The sequence below is a fragment of the Mycobacterium sp. VKM Ac-1816D genome (assembly GCF_000416385.1).
Classification (GTDB): Bacteria; Actinomycetota; Actinomycetes; order Mycobacteriales; family Mycobacteriaceae; genus Mycobacterium; species Mycobacterium neoaurum_A.
The window spans coordinates 93,145-110,918 of record NZ_AOHQ01000144.1; the positions used below are offsets into that span (position 1 = coordinate 93,145).

The following is a 17,774-nucleotide window of genomic DNA, read 5'->3' on the forward strand; positions in this document are numbered from 1 at the left end:
GTCACAGCACCCCCTCGGTGCGTAAGGCGTCGAGTTCCTCGGCGCTGAGTCCCAGCAGGCCGGTGTAGACCTCGTCGTTGTGTTGGCCGGGACGAGACGACCCGGCGTTGCGGATCGAGCCCGGCGACTCCGAGAGCACCGGCACGATGCCCGGCCCCTTGACGAAGCGCCCGATGCGCTCATCCCAGTGGTCGGCGATCATGCCGCGGGCCCGCAGCTGCGGATCCTCGACCACCTCGGCGACGGTGTTGATCGGTCCGCTGATCACCCCGGCCTTCGACAGCGTGTCGATGATGTCGTCGGGTTCGCGACATGCCGCCCACGCACCGATGATGGCATCGAGTTCGTCCTGATTTCGGCCGCGCGCAACGTGGTCGACGAATCGGTCGTCGGTGGCCAATTCGGGTTGACCCATCGCGGTACACAAGCGGCGGAAGACGGTGTCCTGGTTGGCGGCGATCACCACCCAGCTGCCGTTGGCGCTCTGGTAGATGTTCGACGGCGCAATGCCTTCCAGCCGGGTGCCCGACGGGCCGCGGACGACACCGCCCACGTCGTAGTCCGGGATGGTGGATTCCTGGACGGCCAGGCAGCTTTCGGTCAACGCGGTGTCGACGATCTGGCCTTCACCGGTGACCGTGCGCCGATACAGTGCGGCCAGGGCGCCTTGCGCGGCGAACATGCCTGCCAGGCTGTCGCCGAGCGACAGCGCCAGCCGTGGCGGCGGTCCACCCGGGAAGCCGTTCATGTGGCGCAGACCGCTGGCCGCCTCGGCCACCGAGGCGTAGCCGGCCTTGCCGGCGTCCGGTCCGGTCTGGCCGTAGCCGGAGACCCGCACCAGGATGATGCCCTTGTTGCGTTCCTTGAGCACCTCGTAGCCGAGGTCCCATTTCTCCAGGGTGCCGGGGCGGAAGTTCTCCACGATCACATCGGCGCGGTCGACCAGTTCCAGGAAGAGCTCTCGGCCGCGGCCGGTGCGCAGGTCGAGGGTGATGGCTTTCTTGTTGCGGGCGTGCACCGTCCAGAAGAAGTGGTGCCCGTCCAGCTCGGCCTGTCCCCAGGTGCGCAACGGGTCCGGGGTGGTCGGCAGTTCGATCTTGATGACCTCGGCCCCCATGTCACCGAGCAGGCGCGCGGCGAACGGCCCCGAGATCAGCGTCCCGAGTTCGAGTACCCGGATACCGTCCAGCGGTCCGGTGACCATCAGCTCGACAACCCGTGGCGGTGTAGCCAATCGGTGCAGATGGCGACCGCCTCGCGCAGGGTTCCGCGCTGATCGGGGCCGGAGTAGTAGTGGTTGGCACCGTGGATCTCGTGCATTTCCTTATCGGGGTGCCCGATCGCCTCGAACAGCCTTCTGGTGTGGCTGGGCGTGCAGGCATCATCGGCCAGGTTGCCGATCACCAAGGTCGGCACCGCGATATCGGGGCCGGCCTTGACCGCGTCGCCGTTGGCGTCGTCATAACTCCACTGTGACAGCCAGCTGCGCAGCGTGCAGAACCGGGCCAGTCCCACCGGGCTCATGTTCACCACCTGAGGATCGCCCAGATAGCACTGCCCCGGGGTGCGTTCGTTGGGATCCACGGTCGGGTCCAGCCAGCGCGGGTCGGCCATGGTGCCGTGTACGACGAATGCGTACTCGTCATCGGGACGCCCGGCGGCCTTCAACTCTGCCAGCTTTTCTTTGACCCACTTCGTGATCCGGCGGTTTCTGGCGATCTGTGCCGCGTGGTAGCGGTCGAGGAACTCGCTCGTGTAGGGCGGCTGGTTCGGGTTGGCCGGGTTGTAGAGGTCGAGTTCGGGGTCCCGCTTGGATGGGTCGTTCTCGTCGAGGATGGAGGCATCCATCCATTCGGTCATGGTGCCGTGCCGACTGATGTGCGCGGCCAGCAGCATGATGGCGTCGGCGGGAATGAGACCGAGCTTGGTGAGGTCCGGTCCGTCACCGGACGGGCTCGCGGTCACGGTCGGGTGCTGCGCCTGCTGTTGGTAGAACACCGACAGCGAACCGCCGCCGCTCCATCCGGCCAGCACGACGCGCGAGTAGCCCAGGCGGTTCTTGGCATCCTTGATGCACTCGCCGAGGTCTTCGACGACTTTCTCCATGAGCAACGCCGAATCGGTGCCGCGGAAACGGCTGTTGCAGTAGATGACGTGGTGACCCGCGCGAGCAAGCGCATTGATCATCGGCAGATAGGCGCCGCCCCCGATCGGGTGCATGAAGACCAGCACGGTGTCGGAAGGCTTGTTCTTGGGCCTGAGCAGATAGCTCTCCAGGACGACCAGTTCGGCGACGCCGCCGTAGACGTCGCGGACACTGGAATTGTTCTGGTAGGCAACCAGATACGGGATGCGGTCATACTCGAACTTCGCGGGTGCTTCGGTGCTGCTCATCAGTGCTCTTTCTTCTTCGTGCAGGCGCTCATCAGTGCTGTTTCTTCTTCGCGCAGGCGCTCATCAGTGCTGCCCCAGGTCGTTGGTGAGGATCGCCGCGGACGGGATGAGTCGGCGCCGGGTGTCGATGGCGATCACCGACCAGTCCACCCGGTCGTAGTCGTCGAACTTGCGGCGGGCACGCTCGCGTGCCTTTTCGGGTGCACCGTGGTGAACTCCTTGCGGCGCATGCGAAACCAGTCCGGGCGGCATCGGGATGCCGTAGAGCGAACCGGAGTGGAAGAACGCGATCTCGTCGTAGTCGACGTTGCGGTGATACCACGGAGTGCGTTCGGTGCCAGGGACGCTTTCGGCGGGCTTGGGCAGGAAGTTCATCACGTACACCCCGGTTGCCTGCATGAACAGATGCACCGTAGGAGGGAGGTGCACACTCTCGGAGGTGATGACGGTGTAGTCCTCGATGTTGAACGTGAACGGGAAGTTGTCCCCGCGCCACCCCTCGACGTCGAGCGGATTATGTTGATAGAACAAAGAAGTGGAGCTCACCCCCTCGACCGGTGAGTGGATGAGCCGCACCTCGTATTCGTCTCTGCCGTCATCGTCGATGGGGCAGGGCTCGGGAATGGTCACCTGCGCGGGGTCGAACGGGAAGTGCCTGCCCAGCGTGCCTGCCGGGGGCACCCGGAAGTCGTCGGTGGCCTGGATCATGAGCCAGGTCGATTCTTCATCGGGCACCTGCCGGAAGGTGCACGCCTTGGGGATGTAGACCCAGTCGCCCTCGCGGTAGCGCAGTGGGCCGAACTCGGTCTCCAGCAGTCCGGCGCCCTTGTGCACGAACAGCAGCAGATCGCCATCGACATAACGCACGAAGAACGGCATCGGTTCGGTGCGCCGGCTCAGCAGTACCTGGCAGTCGGCATTGCTGAACATCAGCAGCGGACCCCCGTGGGCATCGGCGGCATCGCTGGGCTTGAGCTCCGAGGACAGTACATCGGTGGGGCGCAGGGGCCCCACTGTGCGGTACGCGGTCGGGTCGTTGCGCCGGTACATGTTGGCGGTGCGGCCGACAAAGCCGCCGCGGCCGAGTTCATCGTCTTTGAGACCGTCCAGATCGGCGTGCACACGCTTGGGCGTCTTGCCTTTACGAAGGTGGACAAAGGATTCCATGGTGCTCCTCGGATATCGACCCGGAAAAACTGAAAGTGACATTACTTTTGGTTTCGATCCGATGCAAGGCTCTGTGGGAGTCGAAATCGCCGGCGGCCAGGAATCCCGCTGTCTGTGCTTCGGATGCAGGCGTACCGCTAGCGGCGGTGCGCCCGCCGGCGCCGATATCGCCACACCTTGTACGTGATGAACGCGCTCACGCCCACCAGAACCATGACGGGCCCACCCGGAGTGGTCGCGCCATCCTCTCCGGCCGGGGTGGCCGGTGCGCGCGGCTTCGGTGGCTCCTGCGGGTCGGCGAGCGCGATGGCCTCGCCCGCAGATGTCTCGTCGCTCATGTCGCTATCTCATATCGGTGCCGTCGATCGGCGTCGCGTGTCGTCCGCCGAGTGTCAGAGGGTCGCGGTAATGCTACGTGCCGACGGTGGGAAGCTCGGATTTGCGACGATCGACGCTGGTCAGTGGTGATGTCCGGCCCGGCGAGCCAATTCGATTGCCTCGGTGCGCATCTGTGCCCGCTCTTCGGGCGTCCAGCGGGTTGTGGGCTCGATCACGAGCGTCTGAACCCGGTAGCCGAGCATGCCGAATACATACTCAAGATACGGGCGCTGGAAATCGTTCAGCTCGGGATGTCGTCCGTCGTAGGCGCTGCTACGGGTCAGGATGAGCTGCACCGGCTTCCCGTCGCCGAGGGTGCCGACATGTCGCCCTCCGGCGTCGAGGGTGAAGCTGGCGATCGGCTGCACGATGATGTCGATCCAGGCCTTCAGCGCATGGGGTATGTGCCAGTTCCACATCGGTGACGAGATCACCAGCCGGTCGAAACTGCGCACCCGCTCGATCTCGTCGAGCACCTGCTGCCAGATGTCCTGCTGTTGCGCGGTGACGCTTTCGCCGAACAGTGGAGCGAACTTGGCCACCGCCGCATCGTGGCCGAATCTCAGCAGATCCTCATCCCATACCGAGAAGCGTTGGTAACGAGTGCCTTCCAGGAATGCTTCGGCAAGCTGAGAGGACAGTGCATCATCGCCCTTCGGGCTGCCCTCGATCCAGAGGGTGTTCATGCTGGACACCACCGCTGCCTAGATCATCGAGGTACGGGGGATCTTCATGCCGAGGCTCAGGGCGCCGGCCAGCTCCCGCGCGGTGTCGTAATCGAAGACGACGTGGCCGGACAGCACGTCCACATCGCGCTTGAAACGCTGCATGGGGCTGGACAGGAAGTGGATGCTCGCGCCGCCTGCGCCCATCAGATCGGTGATCACGGCCTTGGACTCCGCAACGATGTGCGCCGCCGCCAACCGGGCCTGCGCGCGAACCGGCTTGTCGACGCTGTCACCCGCCGCCACAACCGTCTCGATCTCGCCGACGGTGTCGGCGAGCAGTCCGCGCAGGGCGCGAAGGCGCACCTGTGCGCCCGCCAGGCGGGCCTGTGCGATCGGTTTGTCCTTCTGCATGACGCCCTCGTAGGCCAGCACGCGCTCGGCCAGGCGCTGGGCGTAGGTCTCGGTCACGCGTTCGGCGCTGCCGAGGGCGGGCATCGCCGACAGCAGGGCCAAGGCGGGCACCATCGGCCAGCGGTAGGTGGCGCTGTCGTGCAGTCCCGCGCCGGGTGCGGTGCCGGCATAGATGTCGGTGACCCGCACCAGTCGGTGCTCGGGCACGAACACATCGGTGACCATGGCGTCGTTGGAGCCCGTCGCCCGCATGCCGTCGGTGTGCCAGACGTCCTCGACGGTGATATCGCCGGCCGGAAGCAGTGCCAGCGCCGGGAACAGGCCGTCATCCGGCCCGCACAGCGCGCACACGATGATCCAATTGGCGTGCATCACGCCGGTGGCCCAGGACCAGCGGCCGGTCAGCCGGATGCCGCCGTCGACGGGAACGCCCCGGCCGGTCGGCGCGAGCGGGGCCGGGGCCAGGAACGGGCGGTCGGCGAACGCCTCCTGCTGGGCCTGCTCGCCGAACAGCGCGAGCATCCAGTTGTGCAGGGTCAGGAAGCCGATGGTCCACGCGCTGGAGGTGCAACCGTGGGCCATCCGGCGAACCGGGTCGAGCAGGGCCGGGAACGGCGCCTGCAGGCCGCCGTAGGCCGCTGGGACCAACAATTCGGTGAATCCGGAGGCGGTCAGGTCGGCCACCGTGGCCTCGGGCAGCCGGCGCAGGGTCTCGGCCTCCTCGGCGCGCTCGGCCAAAGCCGCCACGAACTCATCGGTGATCACGCCGCGCGCCTCGATCGTCGTCATGCCGAAAACTTACCATACCTTTTGGTACGGAGATGGTCAGTGGGCCACCATCAGGTCGAGAAACCGCTCGCTCTTCTCGGACAATCGGCTGTCGGGGGCGTGGCCCAACAGGTGCAGAAAGCCGATACCCGCGGCGAAGGTGGCGTTGGCGCGCAGATCTGCATCGTCGGCGTCGAAGCCGAGGTCCTCGAACGCTCTGCGCACCGCGGCCAGGATGCGTCGGTCGGCGGCACGCACGCTGTCGGCGACGGCCTCGTCGGTGCGGGCCCACTCGCGCATGGCCCGCTCCAGGGTCCAGTGCCGCGGACTGACCAGGGACGCCATCATCTGGACCAGCCGGTCTCGCGGGGGCAGCTCGTCGACAGTCTCGATTCGGCTCCGATCGTCATCACGCAGATCGCCCCAGGACTCGATGAGCGCGGCCCGGTAGCCCGCCATGTCGTGGAAGTGCCAATAGAAGCTGCCCTTGGTCACGCCGAGGCGTCGACACAGCGCATCTATTTTGAGAGATTTGAGACCGTCCTCAGCGAGGATCGTGTAGCCGGCCTGAAGCCAGTCATCCGTGGTCAGGCGGCTGCCGGACGGCTTCGGAGCGGTCGTCATGACCGGCAGCCTACGACGGCGCGCCGACTACCTGACTTTCTGTACGTGCTGGCTGCATGTTTTACTGCAAGTCGCGACAACTGAATTCTCGGTCCGCTCCGCAATCCAATCGGAGTCAATGCGAGCGGACACGGATACCGCAGTGCAAGGGAGCACTGCGGTATCTCTGGGTGTTGGGCACACAGCACCGAGGGTCGGGCGGGACCGTGAACAATTAGAGTTGGGAAGAAATACATGCAGAACGTTGTTGGCCGGTGGATGCGCCGGATCGGGGCCGCAGCTGCGGCCGCGCTGGTCGTGCCTGGCGCGATCGCTGTAGCGGGTGAGACGGCCACCGCCGGTGCCTTCTCCCGCCCCGGACTGCCGGTTGAGTACCTGATGGTGCCCTCGGCCGGAATGGGCCGCGATATCAAGATCCAGTTCCAGAGCGGTGGCGAGAACTCGCCCGCGGTCTACCTGCTGGACGGCCTGCGTGCGCAGGAGGACTTCAGCGGCTGGGACATCAACACCCAGGCCTTCGAGTGGTACCTGGACTCCGGTCTGTCGGTCGTCATGCCCGTCGGTGGCCAGTCCAGCTTCTACGCCGACTGGTACGCACCGGCCCGTAACAAGGGTCCGACCGTCACCTACAAGTGGGAGACCTTCCTGACCCAGGAGCTCCCGGCCTACCTGCAGGCCAACAAGGCCGTCAAGCCCACCGGCAGCGCCGCGGTCGGTCTGTCGATGGCCGGTTCGGCCGCGCTGAACCTGGCCACCTGGCACCCCCAGCAGTTCATCTACGCCGCCTCCATGTCGGGCTTCCTGAACCCCTCCGAGGGCTGGTGGCCGTTCCTGATCAACATCGCGATGGGTGACGCCGGCGGCTTCAAGGCCGACGACATGTGGGGTAAGACCCAGGATCCCAACAGCGGTTGGAAGCGCAACGACCCGATGGTCAACATCCCGACCCTGGTGGCCAACAACACCCGCCTCTGGGTCTACTGCGGTAACGGCAAGCCCAACGAGCTCGGTGGCGGCGACCTGCCCGCAACCTTCCTCGAGGATCTGACCATCCGCACCAACATCACCTTCCGTGACAACTACCTGGCCGCGGGTGGCGCCAACGGTGTGTTCAACTTCCCGGACAACGGCACGCACAACTGGGCGTACTGGGGCCGGGAGCTGCAGGCCATGAAGCCTGATCTGCAGCGCGTCCTGGGCGCCTGAACCAGGTAATGAAAGCGAAAATCCCCCCGAGGCCCTGCGGCCTCGGGGGGATTTCCTTTTTCCCCCCCAGGGGTTCCCCCCGGTACCCCCGTCTTATCGCCCCTGCTGGACGAGCTGAGTGCGGCGCGGGTCGCGATTCCCCTCAGATCGCGACCCGCGCCGAGTCCGGTTGGCGCGTACGACCCGGCGCACGAACGCGGGCCGCATGAGTTGGCTGGGTGAATCCAGCATTCCGGTCACCTTGATCAGCTCCACGGCGACGTGTGGATCGATTTCGGCGGCCGCCGATACGGCAGCCAGGTAGGGCCGGGCCACGCGCACCCAGAGCCGGCGATGCCCCTCGACCTCCGGCAGCGCCAGGTCCGAACCGACCGCGATACGCCATGCCATCCGCAACCTCGGGGTGCACGCGCGGAAGAACCGCCGCCCCAGATCGTCGTCGCCGTAGCGCAGGCAATCGCGCAGGATGGTCGCCTCGATGGCCGACAAGGTCAGACCCTGTCCATAGATCGGGTTGACACTGCAGATCGCGTCGCCGATCACCAGCAGGCCACGCGGGAAGCGCCTGAGCTTGTCATAACGACGCCACCTGTTCGACGGCACCCGGAAGTGCACCGCTTCCCCGACCGGGGTCGCGGCGCGCACCGCCGCCAGCACCCGATCGGGTACCAGGCCATCACCGATGGCGAGCATCTCCGGGCGGCCGGCCGGCGGTGGGTGGCCCGCCACCGAGCCGACGGTGAGCGTCCAGGTGTTCTTCTCATGGCCGACCAGTGACCACATCGATGGTCGCTCGGGTTCCGGAAAGAACGCCACCATCCGCTCGGGGATGGCGTCGGAGGGCATCTGCAGGCGCTGGCTGGCGTAGGCCAGTTTGACGATGACATCGTCTTCGGGCGGCCTGCTGTAGCCCAGTTGTTCGAGGAGCACGGGCGTGCGTGACGCACGGCCGGTGGCATCGACGACGAGGTCGGCGTCCAGCACGGACGCTGTCCGGCCGTGCGCAACCTCGACACCCGTGATACCCGATGCATCGTCGGTGCCGGCCAACCCGATGACAAGTCGATCATCGAGGATGGTCACATTTCCCATGGCCTGGACCCGCCTGCGGATGGTGCGCTCGACCAACCCCGAACTGGGGAAGTGCAGTGTCGCCGCGTCGGGGCGGTGGATATCGCGGTGCTGGGCCAGGAGGTGCCCGCCGAAGTGGATGTGCAGTCGGGTGAGGGTATCGCCGCGTAACGAGGGGACACCCTCAGCGGCGAGATCGTCCTCGAACCCCGGAAACAGTTCAGCGAGTAGCACGGTGGCCGCGGGCGGCAAGACCCGGCCGTAGCGAAAATGCGATACGCCGCGGCGGGCGTCCGGGTCCTCGGTCAGGTCATCGCGTTCGACGATGGTGACGCTCCGGTAGTGCTCGGCGAGGACGCGCGCGGCGAGCAGGCCGGCGATGCTCCCTCCCAGCACCACCGCCCGCTCGCCAACGATCGCCATACTCGAAGTCTGCGGGACCTGAGTGCCGCCACTTAGAGTAGTGCGCTACTCATATTTGCCAGACGGACTACTTCAATTCGGCAGAGGAGAGCCCCAGCAGACGGCGGGCCACCACCAGTTGCTGGATCTGCTGGGTGCCCTCGAAGATGTCCAGGATCTTCGAGTCACGAGCCCACTTCTCCAGCAGCGACTGTTCGGAGTAACCGACCGTGCCGGCCATCTCGACAGCCTTCAACGTGATGTCACTGCCGACCCGGGCGGCCTTGGCCTTACCCATGGAGGCCTCTTTGGAGTTCGGGATCTTGTTGTCGGCCTGCCATGCCGACCGCACGGTCAGCAGATAGCCGGCCTCCCACTCGGCCTCCATGCGGAGGAACTCGGCGGCCGGTGCGCTCTGGGCGTGTGCGGGCTTGTCGTAGGAGATCTCGATGCCCGCCTCGGTGAGGATGACCCGCAGTTCCTCCAACGCGGCGCGCGCCACGCCGACGGCCATCGCCGCCACGATCGGCCGGGTGTTGTCGAAGGTCTCCATGACCCCGCCGAAACCCTTGTCCACCTTGACTTCCGGATCACCAAGCAGGTTCTCCTTGGGGATCCGGGCATTCTCGAAGCGGATTGCCGCGGTATCGGAGGCCTTGATGCCGAGCTTGTGCTCGAGCCGTTCGACGGTGACGCCAGGATGTTCACGGGGAACGATGAACGACTTGATCGCGGCGCGGCCCAACGACTTGTCGACCGTTGCCCACACCACGATATGGCTGGCCCGCGATCCGGCCGTGACATAGATCTTCTCGCCGTTGATCACATACTCGTCGCCGTCGAGCACCGCGGTGGTGGTCACCGCGGCCGAATCGGAGCCGAAGCCCGGCTCGGTGATCGCCATCGCGGCCCACACCTTGCCGAGTCGCTCGAGCTGCTCCTTGGTCGCCACACTGGAGATCGCGGCGTTGCCCAGACCCTGGAAGGGAATCGACAGCAGTAGCGCGACGTCACCCCAGGACACCTCGAGCGCGTTCACCAGTGCGGACATGTTGGCGCCGTTGATATTCGACTTGCCGTCGACGTCACCGCCGCCCACGCCATCGGCGCCTGCGAAGGAGATGGTCTTGGCCGCCGAGATTCCTTCGAACAGCGTGGCCAGCGTGTCGAGCTCGACCGGGTAGGCGTGCTCGGCGAGGTCGTACTTGCGGGAGATGGGGCGCAGCATCTCGGCGGCACCCTGATGTCCCTTTTCGATGACTGCCCGCAGTTTGCGCGGCATTTCCAGATTGATTGCCATGACAAGACCTTTCTAGGGAACCCGGCTGCTACAGGACGACGACACCCTCGGCGACGCCGAGTGCCCGCAGATCGCGGTACCAGCGTTCGACCGGGTGTTCCTTGGTGTAGCCGTGGCCACCGAGCAGCTGCACCCCGTCCAGGCCGATCTGCATACCCTTGTCGGTGGCAATTCGCTTGGCCAGGGCCGCTTCCCGAGCGAAGGTCAGTCCCTGCTCGGCCCGGGCGGCACCGCGCCAGGTGATAAGCCGCAGACCGTCGAGCTCGATGGCGATATTGGCGGTCATGAAGGCGACGGCCTGCCGGTGGGCGATCGGCTCGCCGAACGCTTCGCGCTCCTTGATGTACGGGATGACGTAATCGAGCACCGCGTGCGAGGTGCCGACAGCCAATGCGGCCCAACCCAACCGGGAGTACGCGATGGCTTCCGAGTAGTCCTGATCGGATGCGCCGTCCTCGCCGAGCCGGTTGTGCAGCGGAACGGCGACGTCGTCGAGTGCGATACGGCCCAGCGCCGCGGCCCGGATACCCATCGACGGGTCGGCCTCGACCGTGACCCCCGCACTGGAGGATTCGACGATGAACAGCGCGGGCTTGCCGTTCAGCGCGGCCGCGATGATGAACAGCTCGGCGTCGGCCGCGGCGGGAACCAGCGACTTCACCCCGGACAGCCGGTATCCGCCCGGGGTCCGCACCGCCGTCGTCTTCAGTGCGGTGGGATCGAAGAGGGCGTGCGGTTCGGCGATCGCCAGGCATGCTTGGGGAACCTTCTCGCCGGCGAACTCGGGCAGGTAGGTCGCCTGCTGCTCGGCGCTGCCCCAATGGGTCAGGGCCGATGCGACGCCGGCCGGAGCCAGGATGGGCAGTGCCAGTCCCATGTCCCCGTAGGCCAGGGCCTCGGCGACCAGTGCCGCGGTGACGGTGCTGCGGTGCTCGGCGATCCCGTCGAAACTCTCCGGGATGCTCAACGACGTCACGCCGATCTCGGCCGCCTTGGCGATCAGATCAGGGGGATAGTTGGCCGCGGCGTCGGCGTCGTGGGCCGCCGGTCGCAGGATCTCCTCGGCGAACTCGGCCACCGTCTCGACGATCATCTTCTGGTCGTCGTCGGGGGTCAGATCGAAGTAGTCCGACTCCTTTGCTGCCAGCCGGGTGGGGGAGCCGCCGATGTTCTGGATGCGCTTGAACTGGCGGGATCCTGCGCCGGCGGCCGAGAATGCCGTCTTCACGCCGTAGCGCAGACCCTTGTTGAGCGGATCGCGCAGGCCGTAGCGGTCCAGGAACTCCTGGCCCATCAGCGGGGTGAGCAGGGCGATCCCGATATCGGTCGCGGTGCGCTTGTGTTTCTGGAGTCCGACGGCGCTTTCCGGGCCGGTGCGCTTGGGTCGGGATTCGAGATTTGTCATCACAGCCTCACGTGGTTGGGGCAACGTGCGTCGTGACGCTATCTTACTCCAGAGTAAGATAGCGTATGGCTGTTATCAACGTCACACGGAAAGGCGTGCGCGCACCGCCTCGTGCAGGTGACCGTTGGTGGCCAGGGCACTGCCGCCGTGCGGCCCCGCCGCTCCGTCCAGGCTGCTGAACGTTCCGCCGGCCTCCCGGATCAGAATGTCCAGCGGAGCGATGTCCCAGACCTTCACCTCGGGTTCGCAGGCGATGTCGACCGCGCCCTCGGCGACCAGGCAGTAGGACCAGAAATCCCCGTAGGCGCGCACCCGCCACACCTCGTCGGTCAACGCGACGAACCGCTCCCGACGGTCGTCCCAACCGGTCGTCAGATCCGAATAGGACAGGCTCGCCGAGGACAGCTCCCTGACCCCGGAGACCTGGATGCGCCGCTGCCCGCCGCCGAACGACGTATGCGCGCCGAGACCGTGCGCGGCCCACCATCGCCTGCCCAACGCCGGCGCGCTGATGACGCCGACGACCGGCACGCTGTCGGAGATCAGGGCGATCAAGGTGCACCACACCGGCACCCCCCTGACGAAGTTCTTGGTCCCGTCGATCGGGTCCAGCACCCACACCCGTCCCGTCGAAACCGGTGCGCCGCCGAACTCTTCGCCGAAGATGCCATCACCGGGGCGAGCGGCGGTCAGCGTGGCGCGCAGCGCTTCTTCTGCTCCCTTGTCGGCATCGGTGACAGGTGTCAGATCAGGTTTCGTCTCGACGGCGAGATCCAGGGCGCCGAACCGGTCCATGGTCAGGGCGTCGGCCTGATCGGCGAGTTGCAGGGCGAGGGCGAGATCATCGGCGACGTCGGTCATGCCCGCATGCCTACCATGGTGGCGTGGTCGAATTCGCGATGATCCTGCTGTTGGTGGGTGCCCTGGTCCTGATAGCGCGGCCGTGGATCCAAAAGCGTGCCGCCGCCGGTGGCGGCGGGGCCGGATTCGGTGGAGGACGCGCCGCGAACATGGCGCCGGGCACGCTGCTGGTCACCGGTGTCAGCCCGCGTCCCGATGAGGTCGGTGAGCAGTTCGTCACGATCAGCGGGGTGATCAACGGGCCCACGGTCAACGAACATGTGGTCTATCAGCGGATGGTCGTCGACGTCGATCAGTGGCCGACCATCGGTCAGCTCATCGACGTCGTCTACTCGCCCAAGAATCCGGACAAGTGGGGTTTCGCTCCGCTGGATGCGCCACCGCCGGAGTATCCGCCACCGCCACCGCCGAATCAGCCGCCACCGCCGCCCAATTATCCGAACTCCAACTGAGAGTGCCCATGTCGCAACAGCTTCCGCAGGGTCTGCTCGACCTGCTGCGTAAACCGAGCCCCTGCTTCGTGGCCACGCTGATGCCCGACGGCGCGCCTCAGTTGACCGAGACATGGGTGCACACCGACGGTGAGCACATCGTGCTCAACATCGTCGGCGGCTCACAGAAGGACCGCAACCTCGCCCGCGACCCGCGGATCGCGATCAATGTCGCCGACCCCGACGACATCCGGCGCTTTTATGCCATCCGCGGACGCGTCGCGGTCACGACGACCGAGGGTGGACACGAGAGCATCCACGAGATCTCGCAGAAGTACCTCGGCATTCCCTACCCCTACTTCAGCGGTAATCCCGACGAGACCCGGCTCATCCTCACCATCGCCGCCGAGAAGATCACCCCGCCGCCGGGGGAGTGAACGGCGGCTCGACGGGCCGAGCCCTGACAGTCCGATAAAGCGCCTCGGGCGAGATCGGCCTCAAGGTTGTCGTCACGGCCCCGTCGAGGCCTGAGCGCAACCGTCAGCAGAATCTCGTCCGAAGCATTCAACCCGGTACTGCTCGGGTGCCCGGGGAGCCTGAAACACCGCGTGCGTCAGCCGTGCGCTATCCCCAGCAACTTCTCGACGTTGGCGACCTTCACCCGCGGCCGGTGCTGCGCCTCGCCGATCGCGCGCTCGTGGGCATCGATGCGTTCCCAGTGCGCATCGGTGACCAGTCGGGGCTGTCGCGACAGCAACCAGTCATGCAGCTCCTGGGCGTGCCCATCGTCGAACCGCGGCTCACCGAGATCGGCCAACAGCGTCTCGACGGTGTCGGCGGAGTCCTTCTTGTTCGAGCCGATCACCCCGGACGGTCCGCGCTTGATCCAGCCGACCACATACTCGTGCTCGCGGCCCGCGATGCGGCCGTTCTCATGCGGGATGGTCCCGGAACGTTCGTCGAACGGCAGCCCGTCCACGGCGACACCGCGGTAGCCGACCGCGCGCACCACCAGCTGTACCGGTAACTCCTCGCGCTCGCCGGTGTCCTTGGCCACCACCCGGCCGCCCTCGTCGACCAGTTCATTGCGGCCCAACACGATCGACTCGACCTTGTCGGTGCCGCGGAGCTCCACCGGTGAGGTCGCGAAGCGGAACACCACCCGCCGCGGTGCCCCTGCCGGCTGCAGCTCGGCATATTCGCGCAGCACCTTGATGTTGGTGCGCACGGTCTTGTCGGCGGCCGCCAGATCCGCCTCGGTGATGCCGTCGAAATCGGCGCGCTCGACGACGACGTCCACCTCGGCCATCTGCTCCATGTGCCCGAGCTCGCGCAACTCCATGGTCGTGAACGGCGCCTGCAGCGGGCCCCGCCTGCCCACCACGATCACCTCCTGCACGGCCCTGGTTCCGAGCCGATCCAGTGCGTGGTCGGCGATATCGGTCTGGGCCAGTATCTGCGGCTCACTGATCAGGATCCGCGCGACGTCGAGTGCCACGTTGCCGTTGCCGATCACCACCGCGCGCTCGACGTCGAGGTCGGGTTCGGTCTCCTCGAAATGCGGGTGCCCGTTGTACCAACCGACGAAATCGACCGCGGAGACGCTGCCGGGCAGGTCCTCACCGGGGATGCCGAGCACCCGGTCGGACTGGGCGCCGACGGCGTAGATCACCGCGTCGTAGCGTTCGGCCAACTCGGCGGCGTGCACGTGTTCGCCGACGCCGACATTGCCGAAGAAACGGAAGCGCGGATCCTCGGCGGTCTTGGCGAACTGCGCGCTGATCGACTTGATCTTCGGATGGTCCGGCGCGACACCGGAGCGAACCAGCCCCCAGGGGGTCGGCAGCATCTCGATCATGTCGACACGGAAGTCGCGGCCGTCCTGGCCGGCTTTCAACAACGATGCGGCGGCAAAGAACCCGGACGGTCCAGAGCCGACGATCGCCACGTGGTACGGGCGCATGCATGGCCTTTTCGTGAGGCTGACCGGCGTCGCGCAAGGGGCTGTCGCGTCGATGCCGGAGGGGGTTTGCGCACCCGAGCCTAGCTGCGCAGCACCGATCGAGGGCCGAGTCGGGCGAAGCCGACCGGTAACCTCAACAATCGTGGATCCAGACCGTCTTGCCGATATCGCCGCCCTCGACACCACGTTGACGACCGTGGAGCGGGTGCTCGATGTCGAGGGTCTGCGCGCCCGCATCGTCACACTCGAAGCAGAGGCCGCCGACCCCACCCTGTGGAACGACCAGTCCCACGCCCAGAAAGTGACCAGCGAGCTGTCGCACGCGCAGAACGAATTGCGCCGCGTCGAGGAGCTGCGCCAGCGCGTCGAGGACCTGCCGGTGCTCTACGAACTGGCCGCCGAGGAGGGTGGGGAGGCCGGCGGCACCGAGGCCTTGGAAGAGGCCAATGCCGAACTGGCCAAGCTGCGCGAGGACATCGAGGCCATGGAGGTCCGTACCCTGCTGTCCGGCGAGTACGACGAGCGCGAGGCGCTGGTCAACATCCGCTCCGGCGCCGGTGGTGTCGACGCCGCCGATTGGGCGGAGATGCTGATGCGGATGTACATCCGGTGGGCCGAGGCGCACAAGTACCCGGTCGAGGTCTTCGACACCTCCTACGCGGAGGAGGCCGGTATCAAGAGCGCCACCTTCGCGGTGCACGCCCCGTACGCATACGGAACGCTCTCGGTCGAGCAGGGCACCCACCGTCTGGTGCGGATCAGCCCCTTCGACAACCAGGGCCGCCGCCAGACATCCTTCGCCGAGGTCGAGGTGTTGCCCGTCACCGAAACCACGGACCACATCGAGATCCCCGAGGGCGATATCCGCGTCGACGTGTACCGCTCCAGCGGTCCCGGCGGGCAGTCGGTCAACACCACCGACTCCGCGGTCCGGTTGACCCACATCCCGACCGGCATCGTCGTCACCTGTCAGAATGAGAAGTCCCAGCTGCAGAACAAGGTGTCGGCAATGCGCGTGTTGCAGGCCAAGCTGCTGGAACGCAAGCGCCAGGAAGAGCGCGCCGAGATGGATGCACTCAAGAGTGACAGCGGCAGCTCCTGGGGTAACCAGATGCGGTCCTATGTTCTGCACCCCTACCAAATGGTGAAAGACCTCCGCACCGAATACGAGGTCGGAAGTCCGGCCGCGGTGCTCGACGGCGATATCGACGGTTTCCTGGAAGCCGGTATCCGATGGCGCAATAGGAAAGATGACGACGACTAACGGCACGGTTCTCGCGATGTCAGTGGCCGACCGCTGGCATGACTTCTGGCGCGGCGAGATCGGCGAGTGGATCATCACCCGCGGTCTGCGCATCGTCATGTTGGTCATCGCCGCCATCCTGATCGCGCGGTTCGTCAACTGGGCCGCCCAGCGGATCACGCGCCGGATCGACGCCGACTTCCGGGAGAGCGACGCGCTGGTGCGCACCGAGACGGCCAAGCACCGGCAGGCCGTCGCGTCGGTCATCTCCTGGGTCACCATCGCCCTGATCTGCGTGGTGGTGCTGCTGCAGATCACCGACATCCTGGCCATCCCCGTCGGATCCTTGGTGGCGCCCGCCGCCGTGCTCGGTGCGGCACTCGGTTTCGGGGCGCAGCGCATCGTGCAGGACCTGCTGTCGGGGTTCTTCATCATCACCGAGAAGCAGTACGGATTCGGTGACCTGGTGACGCTGACCCTCGGTGCCTCCAACGACGCCACCGGCACCGTCGAGGACGTCACCCTGCGAGTGACCAAGTTGCGCACCAGCGACGGTGAGGTCTTCACGATCCCCAACGGCCAGATCATGAAATCGCTCAACCTGTCCAAGGACTGGGCGCGCGCCGTGGTCGACATCCCGGTGCCGACCACCGCCGACCTCAACTCGGTCAACGAGCTGCTGCACGGGGTATGCGAGAACGCGATGAAAGACCCGCACATGAGCGAGCTGTTGCTGGACCGGCCCCAGCTGATGGGTGTGGAAAGCCTGGAACTGGACACCGTGAACCTGCGGATGGTGGCGCGCACCCTGCCCGGTAAGCAGTTCGAGGTGGGCAGGCAATTGCGCCTGTTGGTCATCGCGGCGCTGGCCCGGGCCGGGATCGTGTCCAAGCCGGAGTCCACCCCGCTGGCCGCGAACTCGGAGGTCCGCAGTCAGTGAAACTGGTAACCCGGTCCACCGGTGACGACAACAAGCGCTGGCCGACCTACATGTTCGGCGGGCGGATGCGCACCTCGACGGTGGGATTGATCGTCGCGTTCTTCTGCACCGCATGGCTCTACGAGACCTATCAACCGCCGCCGGAGCCGCCCCCGATCACCCAGACCGTGCCGCCGGGGTTCGTGCCCGACCCGGATTACACCTGGGTGCCGCGCACGCAGGTCTACGAACGCCCGCAGACGACCTACCCGAGCACCACGACCCCGACGACCACCGAGCCGCCGGAGCCCACGACCACCACGACATCGCCCACGACGACGTCGGGCACCCCTGGACCCGATGACCCGGCCACGCCGAGCGGTGAGCCGACCACAGATGGGCAACCCACCACGACGGTGATCGATCCGGACGGTCCGGGTGGCCTGTTGCCGCCGATCACGCTGCCGGTGCTGCCCGGTCCGGCTCCCGCCCCCGGGACGACACCGCCACCGCCCGCACCCAGCCCGAACTGACACACGTCGAGATCCCGCTACACTGGCGTG

The 17,774-nt window shown here is 66.4% G+C and carries 18 protein-coding genes; 6 read left to right on the forward strand and 12 right to left on the reverse strand.

From position 1 onward, the window contains the following. Window position 1: 1 nt before the first annotated feature. From G154_RS22380 to G154_RS22410, 7 genes are all read right to left on the reverse strand, one after another. Window positions 2-1,204, reverse strand: a complete 1,203-nt coding sequence (locus G154_RS22380) for a CaiB/BaiF CoA-transferase family protein (protein ID WP_019514418.1) — start codon at window positions 1,202-1,204, stop codon at window positions 2-4. Further along, window positions 1,204-2,394, reverse strand: coding sequence for a S9 family peptidase (locus G154_RS22385; protein WP_019514419.1), 1,191 nt, complete (start codon window positions 2,392-2,394; stop codon window positions 1,204-1,206). The genes G154_RS22380 and G154_RS22385 overlap by 1 nt, the downstream gene beginning before the upstream one ends. 63 nt (window positions 2,395-2,457) lie before the next feature. After that, the gene (locus G154_RS22390; RefSeq protein WP_019514420.1) at window positions 2,458-3,561 is read right to left on the reverse strand and encodes a homogentisate 1,2-dioxygenase; all 1,104 of its coding nucleotides are present in this window, start codon (window positions 3,559-3,561) and stop codon (window positions 2,458-2,460) included. A gap of 137 nt (window positions 3,562-3,698) precedes the next feature. Further along, window positions 3,699-3,899 (reverse strand): hypothetical protein, encoded by a 201-nt coding sequence (locus tag G154_RS22395; protein ID WP_019514421.1) that lies wholly within the window; start codon window positions 3,897-3,899, stop codon window positions 3,699-3,701. Window positions 3,900-4,019: 120 nt separating this feature from the next. After that, on the reverse strand, window positions 4,020-4,625 hold the full coding sequence (locus tag G154_RS22400; RefSeq protein ID WP_019514422.1) for an NAD(P)H-dependent oxidoreductase: 606 nt from the start codon (window positions 4,623-4,625) through the stop codon (window positions 4,020-4,022). 18 nt (window positions 4,626-4,643) lie between these two features. Beyond that, a complete protein-coding gene (locus tag G154_RS22405) occupies window positions 4,644-5,807 on the reverse strand; it encodes an acyl-CoA dehydrogenase family protein (RefSeq protein WP_019514423.1) in 1,164 nt (387 codons plus the stop codon). 36 nt (window positions 5,808-5,843) lie between these two features. Next, window positions 5,844-6,410, reverse strand: a complete 567-nt coding sequence (locus G154_RS22410; RefSeq protein ID WP_019514424.1) for a TetR/AcrR family transcriptional regulator — start codon at window positions 6,408-6,410, stop codon at window positions 5,844-5,846. Between the two features lie 234 nt (window positions 6,411-6,644). Here G154_RS22410 and G154_RS22415 point away from each other — a divergent pair, with 234 nt between their 5' ends. Then, window positions 6,645-7,616, forward strand: a complete 972-nt coding sequence (locus G154_RS22415; protein ID WP_031601408.1) for an esterase family protein — start codon at window positions 6,645-6,647, stop codon at window positions 7,614-7,616. A 93-nt stretch (window positions 7,617-7,709) separates the two neighbouring features. Here G154_RS22415 and G154_RS22420 read toward each other — a convergent pair whose 3' ends face one another. The 4 genes from G154_RS22420 to hisN all read right to left on the reverse strand — a co-directional run bounded on the left by G154_RS22420 (window position 7,710) and on the right by hisN (window position 12,655). Beyond that, window positions 7,710-9,110 (reverse strand): NAD(P)/FAD-dependent oxidoreductase, encoded by a 1,401-nt coding sequence (locus tag G154_RS22420; RefSeq protein ID WP_019514426.1) that lies wholly within the window; start codon window positions 9,108-9,110, stop codon window positions 7,710-7,712. Window positions 9,111-9,177: 67 nt separating this feature from the next. Further along, a complete protein-coding gene (locus G154_RS22425) occupies window positions 9,178-10,389 on the reverse strand; it encodes an acyl-CoA dehydrogenase family protein (protein ID WP_019514427.1) in 1,212 nt (403 codons plus the stop codon). 28 nt (window positions 10,390-10,417) lie between these two features. Continuing rightward, window positions 10,418-11,794 (reverse strand): acyl-CoA dehydrogenase family protein, encoded by a 1,377-nt coding sequence (locus G154_RS22430; RefSeq protein ID WP_019514428.1) that lies wholly within the window; start codon window positions 11,792-11,794, stop codon window positions 10,418-10,420. Between the two features lie 81 nt (window positions 11,795-11,875). Next, window positions 11,876-12,655, reverse strand: a complete 780-nt coding sequence (hisN, locus tag G154_RS22435; protein WP_019514429.1) for a histidinol-phosphatase — start codon at window positions 12,653-12,655, stop codon at window positions 11,876-11,878. Between the two features lie 23 nt (window positions 12,656-12,678). Here hisN and G154_RS22440 point away from each other — a divergent pair, with 23 nt between their 5' ends. Both G154_RS22440 and G154_RS22445 read left to right on the forward strand, forming a co-directional pair. Beyond that, complete coding sequence (locus G154_RS22440; protein ID WP_019514430.1) at window positions 12,679-13,107, forward strand: hypothetical protein; 429 nt, start codon at window positions 12,679-12,681, stop codon at window positions 13,105-13,107. Between the two features lie 8 nt (window positions 13,108-13,115). Continuing rightward, window positions 13,116-13,523 (forward strand): PPOX class F420-dependent oxidoreductase, encoded by a 408-nt coding sequence (locus G154_RS22445; RefSeq protein ID WP_019514431.1) that lies wholly within the window; start codon window positions 13,116-13,118, stop codon window positions 13,521-13,523. Between the two features lie 176 nt (window positions 13,524-13,699). Here the strand turns inward: G154_RS22445 and G154_RS22450 are convergent, their stop codons facing one another. Then, entirely contained in the window at window positions 13,700-15,049 is a 1,350-nt protein-coding gene (locus G154_RS22450) for an FAD-dependent oxidoreductase (RefSeq protein WP_019514432.1), read from the reverse strand. 142 nt (window positions 15,050-15,191) lie between these two features. Between G154_RS22450 and prfB the strand changes: the two genes are divergently transcribed. The 3 genes from prfB to G154_RS22465 are packed head-to-tail and all read left to right on the forward strand — an operon-like array spanning window position 15,192 to window position 17,744. Continuing rightward, window positions 15,192-16,313, forward strand: a complete 1,122-nt coding sequence (gene prfB, locus G154_RS22455) for a peptide chain release factor 2 (RefSeq protein WP_019514433.1) — start codon at window positions 15,192-15,194, stop codon at window positions 16,311-16,313. Then, window positions 16,300-17,232, forward strand: a complete 933-nt coding sequence (locus tag G154_RS22460) for a mechanosensitive ion channel family protein (RefSeq protein ID WP_023985508.1) — start codon at window positions 16,300-16,302, stop codon at window positions 17,230-17,232. Before prfB ends, G154_RS22460 begins: the two co-directional genes overlap by 14 nt. A gap of 50 nt (window positions 17,233-17,282) precedes the next feature. Further along, complete coding sequence (locus G154_RS22465; protein ID WP_045546499.1) at window positions 17,283-17,744, forward strand: hypothetical protein; 462 nt, start codon at window positions 17,283-17,285, stop codon at window positions 17,742-17,744. Window positions 17,745-17,774: the final 30 nt, after the last annotated feature.

Excerpts from the sequence above, each read along its gene's own strand:
- G154_RS22380 (WP_019514418.1), bottom strand. The coding sequence starts at position 1,204 with ATGGTCACCGGACCGCTGGACGGTATCCGGGTACTCGAACTCGGGACG.
- G154_RS22385 (WP_019514419.1), bottom strand. The coding sequence starts at position 2,394 with ATGAGCAGCACCGAAGCACCCGCGAAGTTCGAGTATGACCGCATCCCG.
- G154_RS22390 (WP_019514420.1), bottom strand. The coding sequence starts at position 3,561 with ATGGAATCCTTTGTCCACCTTCGTAAAGGCAAGACGCCCAAGCGTGTG.
- G154_RS22395 (WP_019514421.1), bottom strand. The coding sequence starts at position 3,899 with ATGAGCGACGAGACATCTGCGGGCGAGGCCATCGCGCTCGCCGACCCG.
- G154_RS22400 (WP_019514422.1), bottom strand. The coding sequence starts at position 4,625 with ATGAACACCCTCTGGATCGAGGGCAGCCCGAAGGGCGATGATGCACTG.
- G154_RS22405 (WP_019514423.1), bottom strand. The coding sequence starts at position 5,807 with ATGACGACGATCGAGGCGCGCGGCGTGATCACCGATGAGTTCGTGGCG.
- G154_RS22410 (WP_019514424.1), bottom strand. The coding sequence starts at position 6,410 with ATGACGACCGCTCCGAAGCCGTCCGGCAGCCGCCTGACCACGGATGAC.
- G154_RS22415 (WP_031601408.1), top strand. The coding sequence starts at position 6,645 with ATGCAGAACGTTGTTGGCCGGTGGATGCGCCGGATCGGGGCCGCAGCT.
- G154_RS22420 (WP_019514426.1), bottom strand. The coding sequence starts at position 9,110 with ATGGCGATCGTTGGCGAGCGGGCGGTGGTGCTGGGAGGGAGCATCGCC.
- G154_RS22425 (WP_019514427.1), bottom strand. The coding sequence starts at position 10,389 with ATGGCAATCAATCTGGAAATGCCGCGCAAACTGCGGGCAGTCATCGAA.
- G154_RS22430 (WP_019514428.1), bottom strand. The coding sequence starts at position 11,794 with ATGACAAATCTCGAATCCCGACCCAAGCGCACCGGCCCGGAAAGCGCC.
- hisN (WP_019514429.1), bottom strand. The coding sequence starts at position 12,655 with ATGACCGACGTCGCCGATGATCTCGCCCTCGCCCTGCAACTCGCCGAT.
- G154_RS22445 (WP_019514431.1), top strand. The coding sequence starts at position 13,116 with ATGTCGCAACAGCTTCCGCAGGGTCTGCTCGACCTGCTGCGTAAACCG.
- G154_RS22450 (WP_019514432.1), bottom strand. The coding sequence starts at position 15,049 with ATGCGCCCGTACCACGTGGCGATCGTCGGCTCTGGACCGTCCGGGTTC.
- G154_RS22460 (WP_023985508.1), top strand. The coding sequence starts at position 16,300 with ATGACGACGACTAACGGCACGGTTCTCGCGATGTCAGTGGCCGACCGC.
- G154_RS22465 (WP_045546499.1), top strand. The coding sequence starts at position 17,283 with ATGTTCGGCGGGCGGATGCGCACCTCGACGGTGGGATTGATCGTCGCG.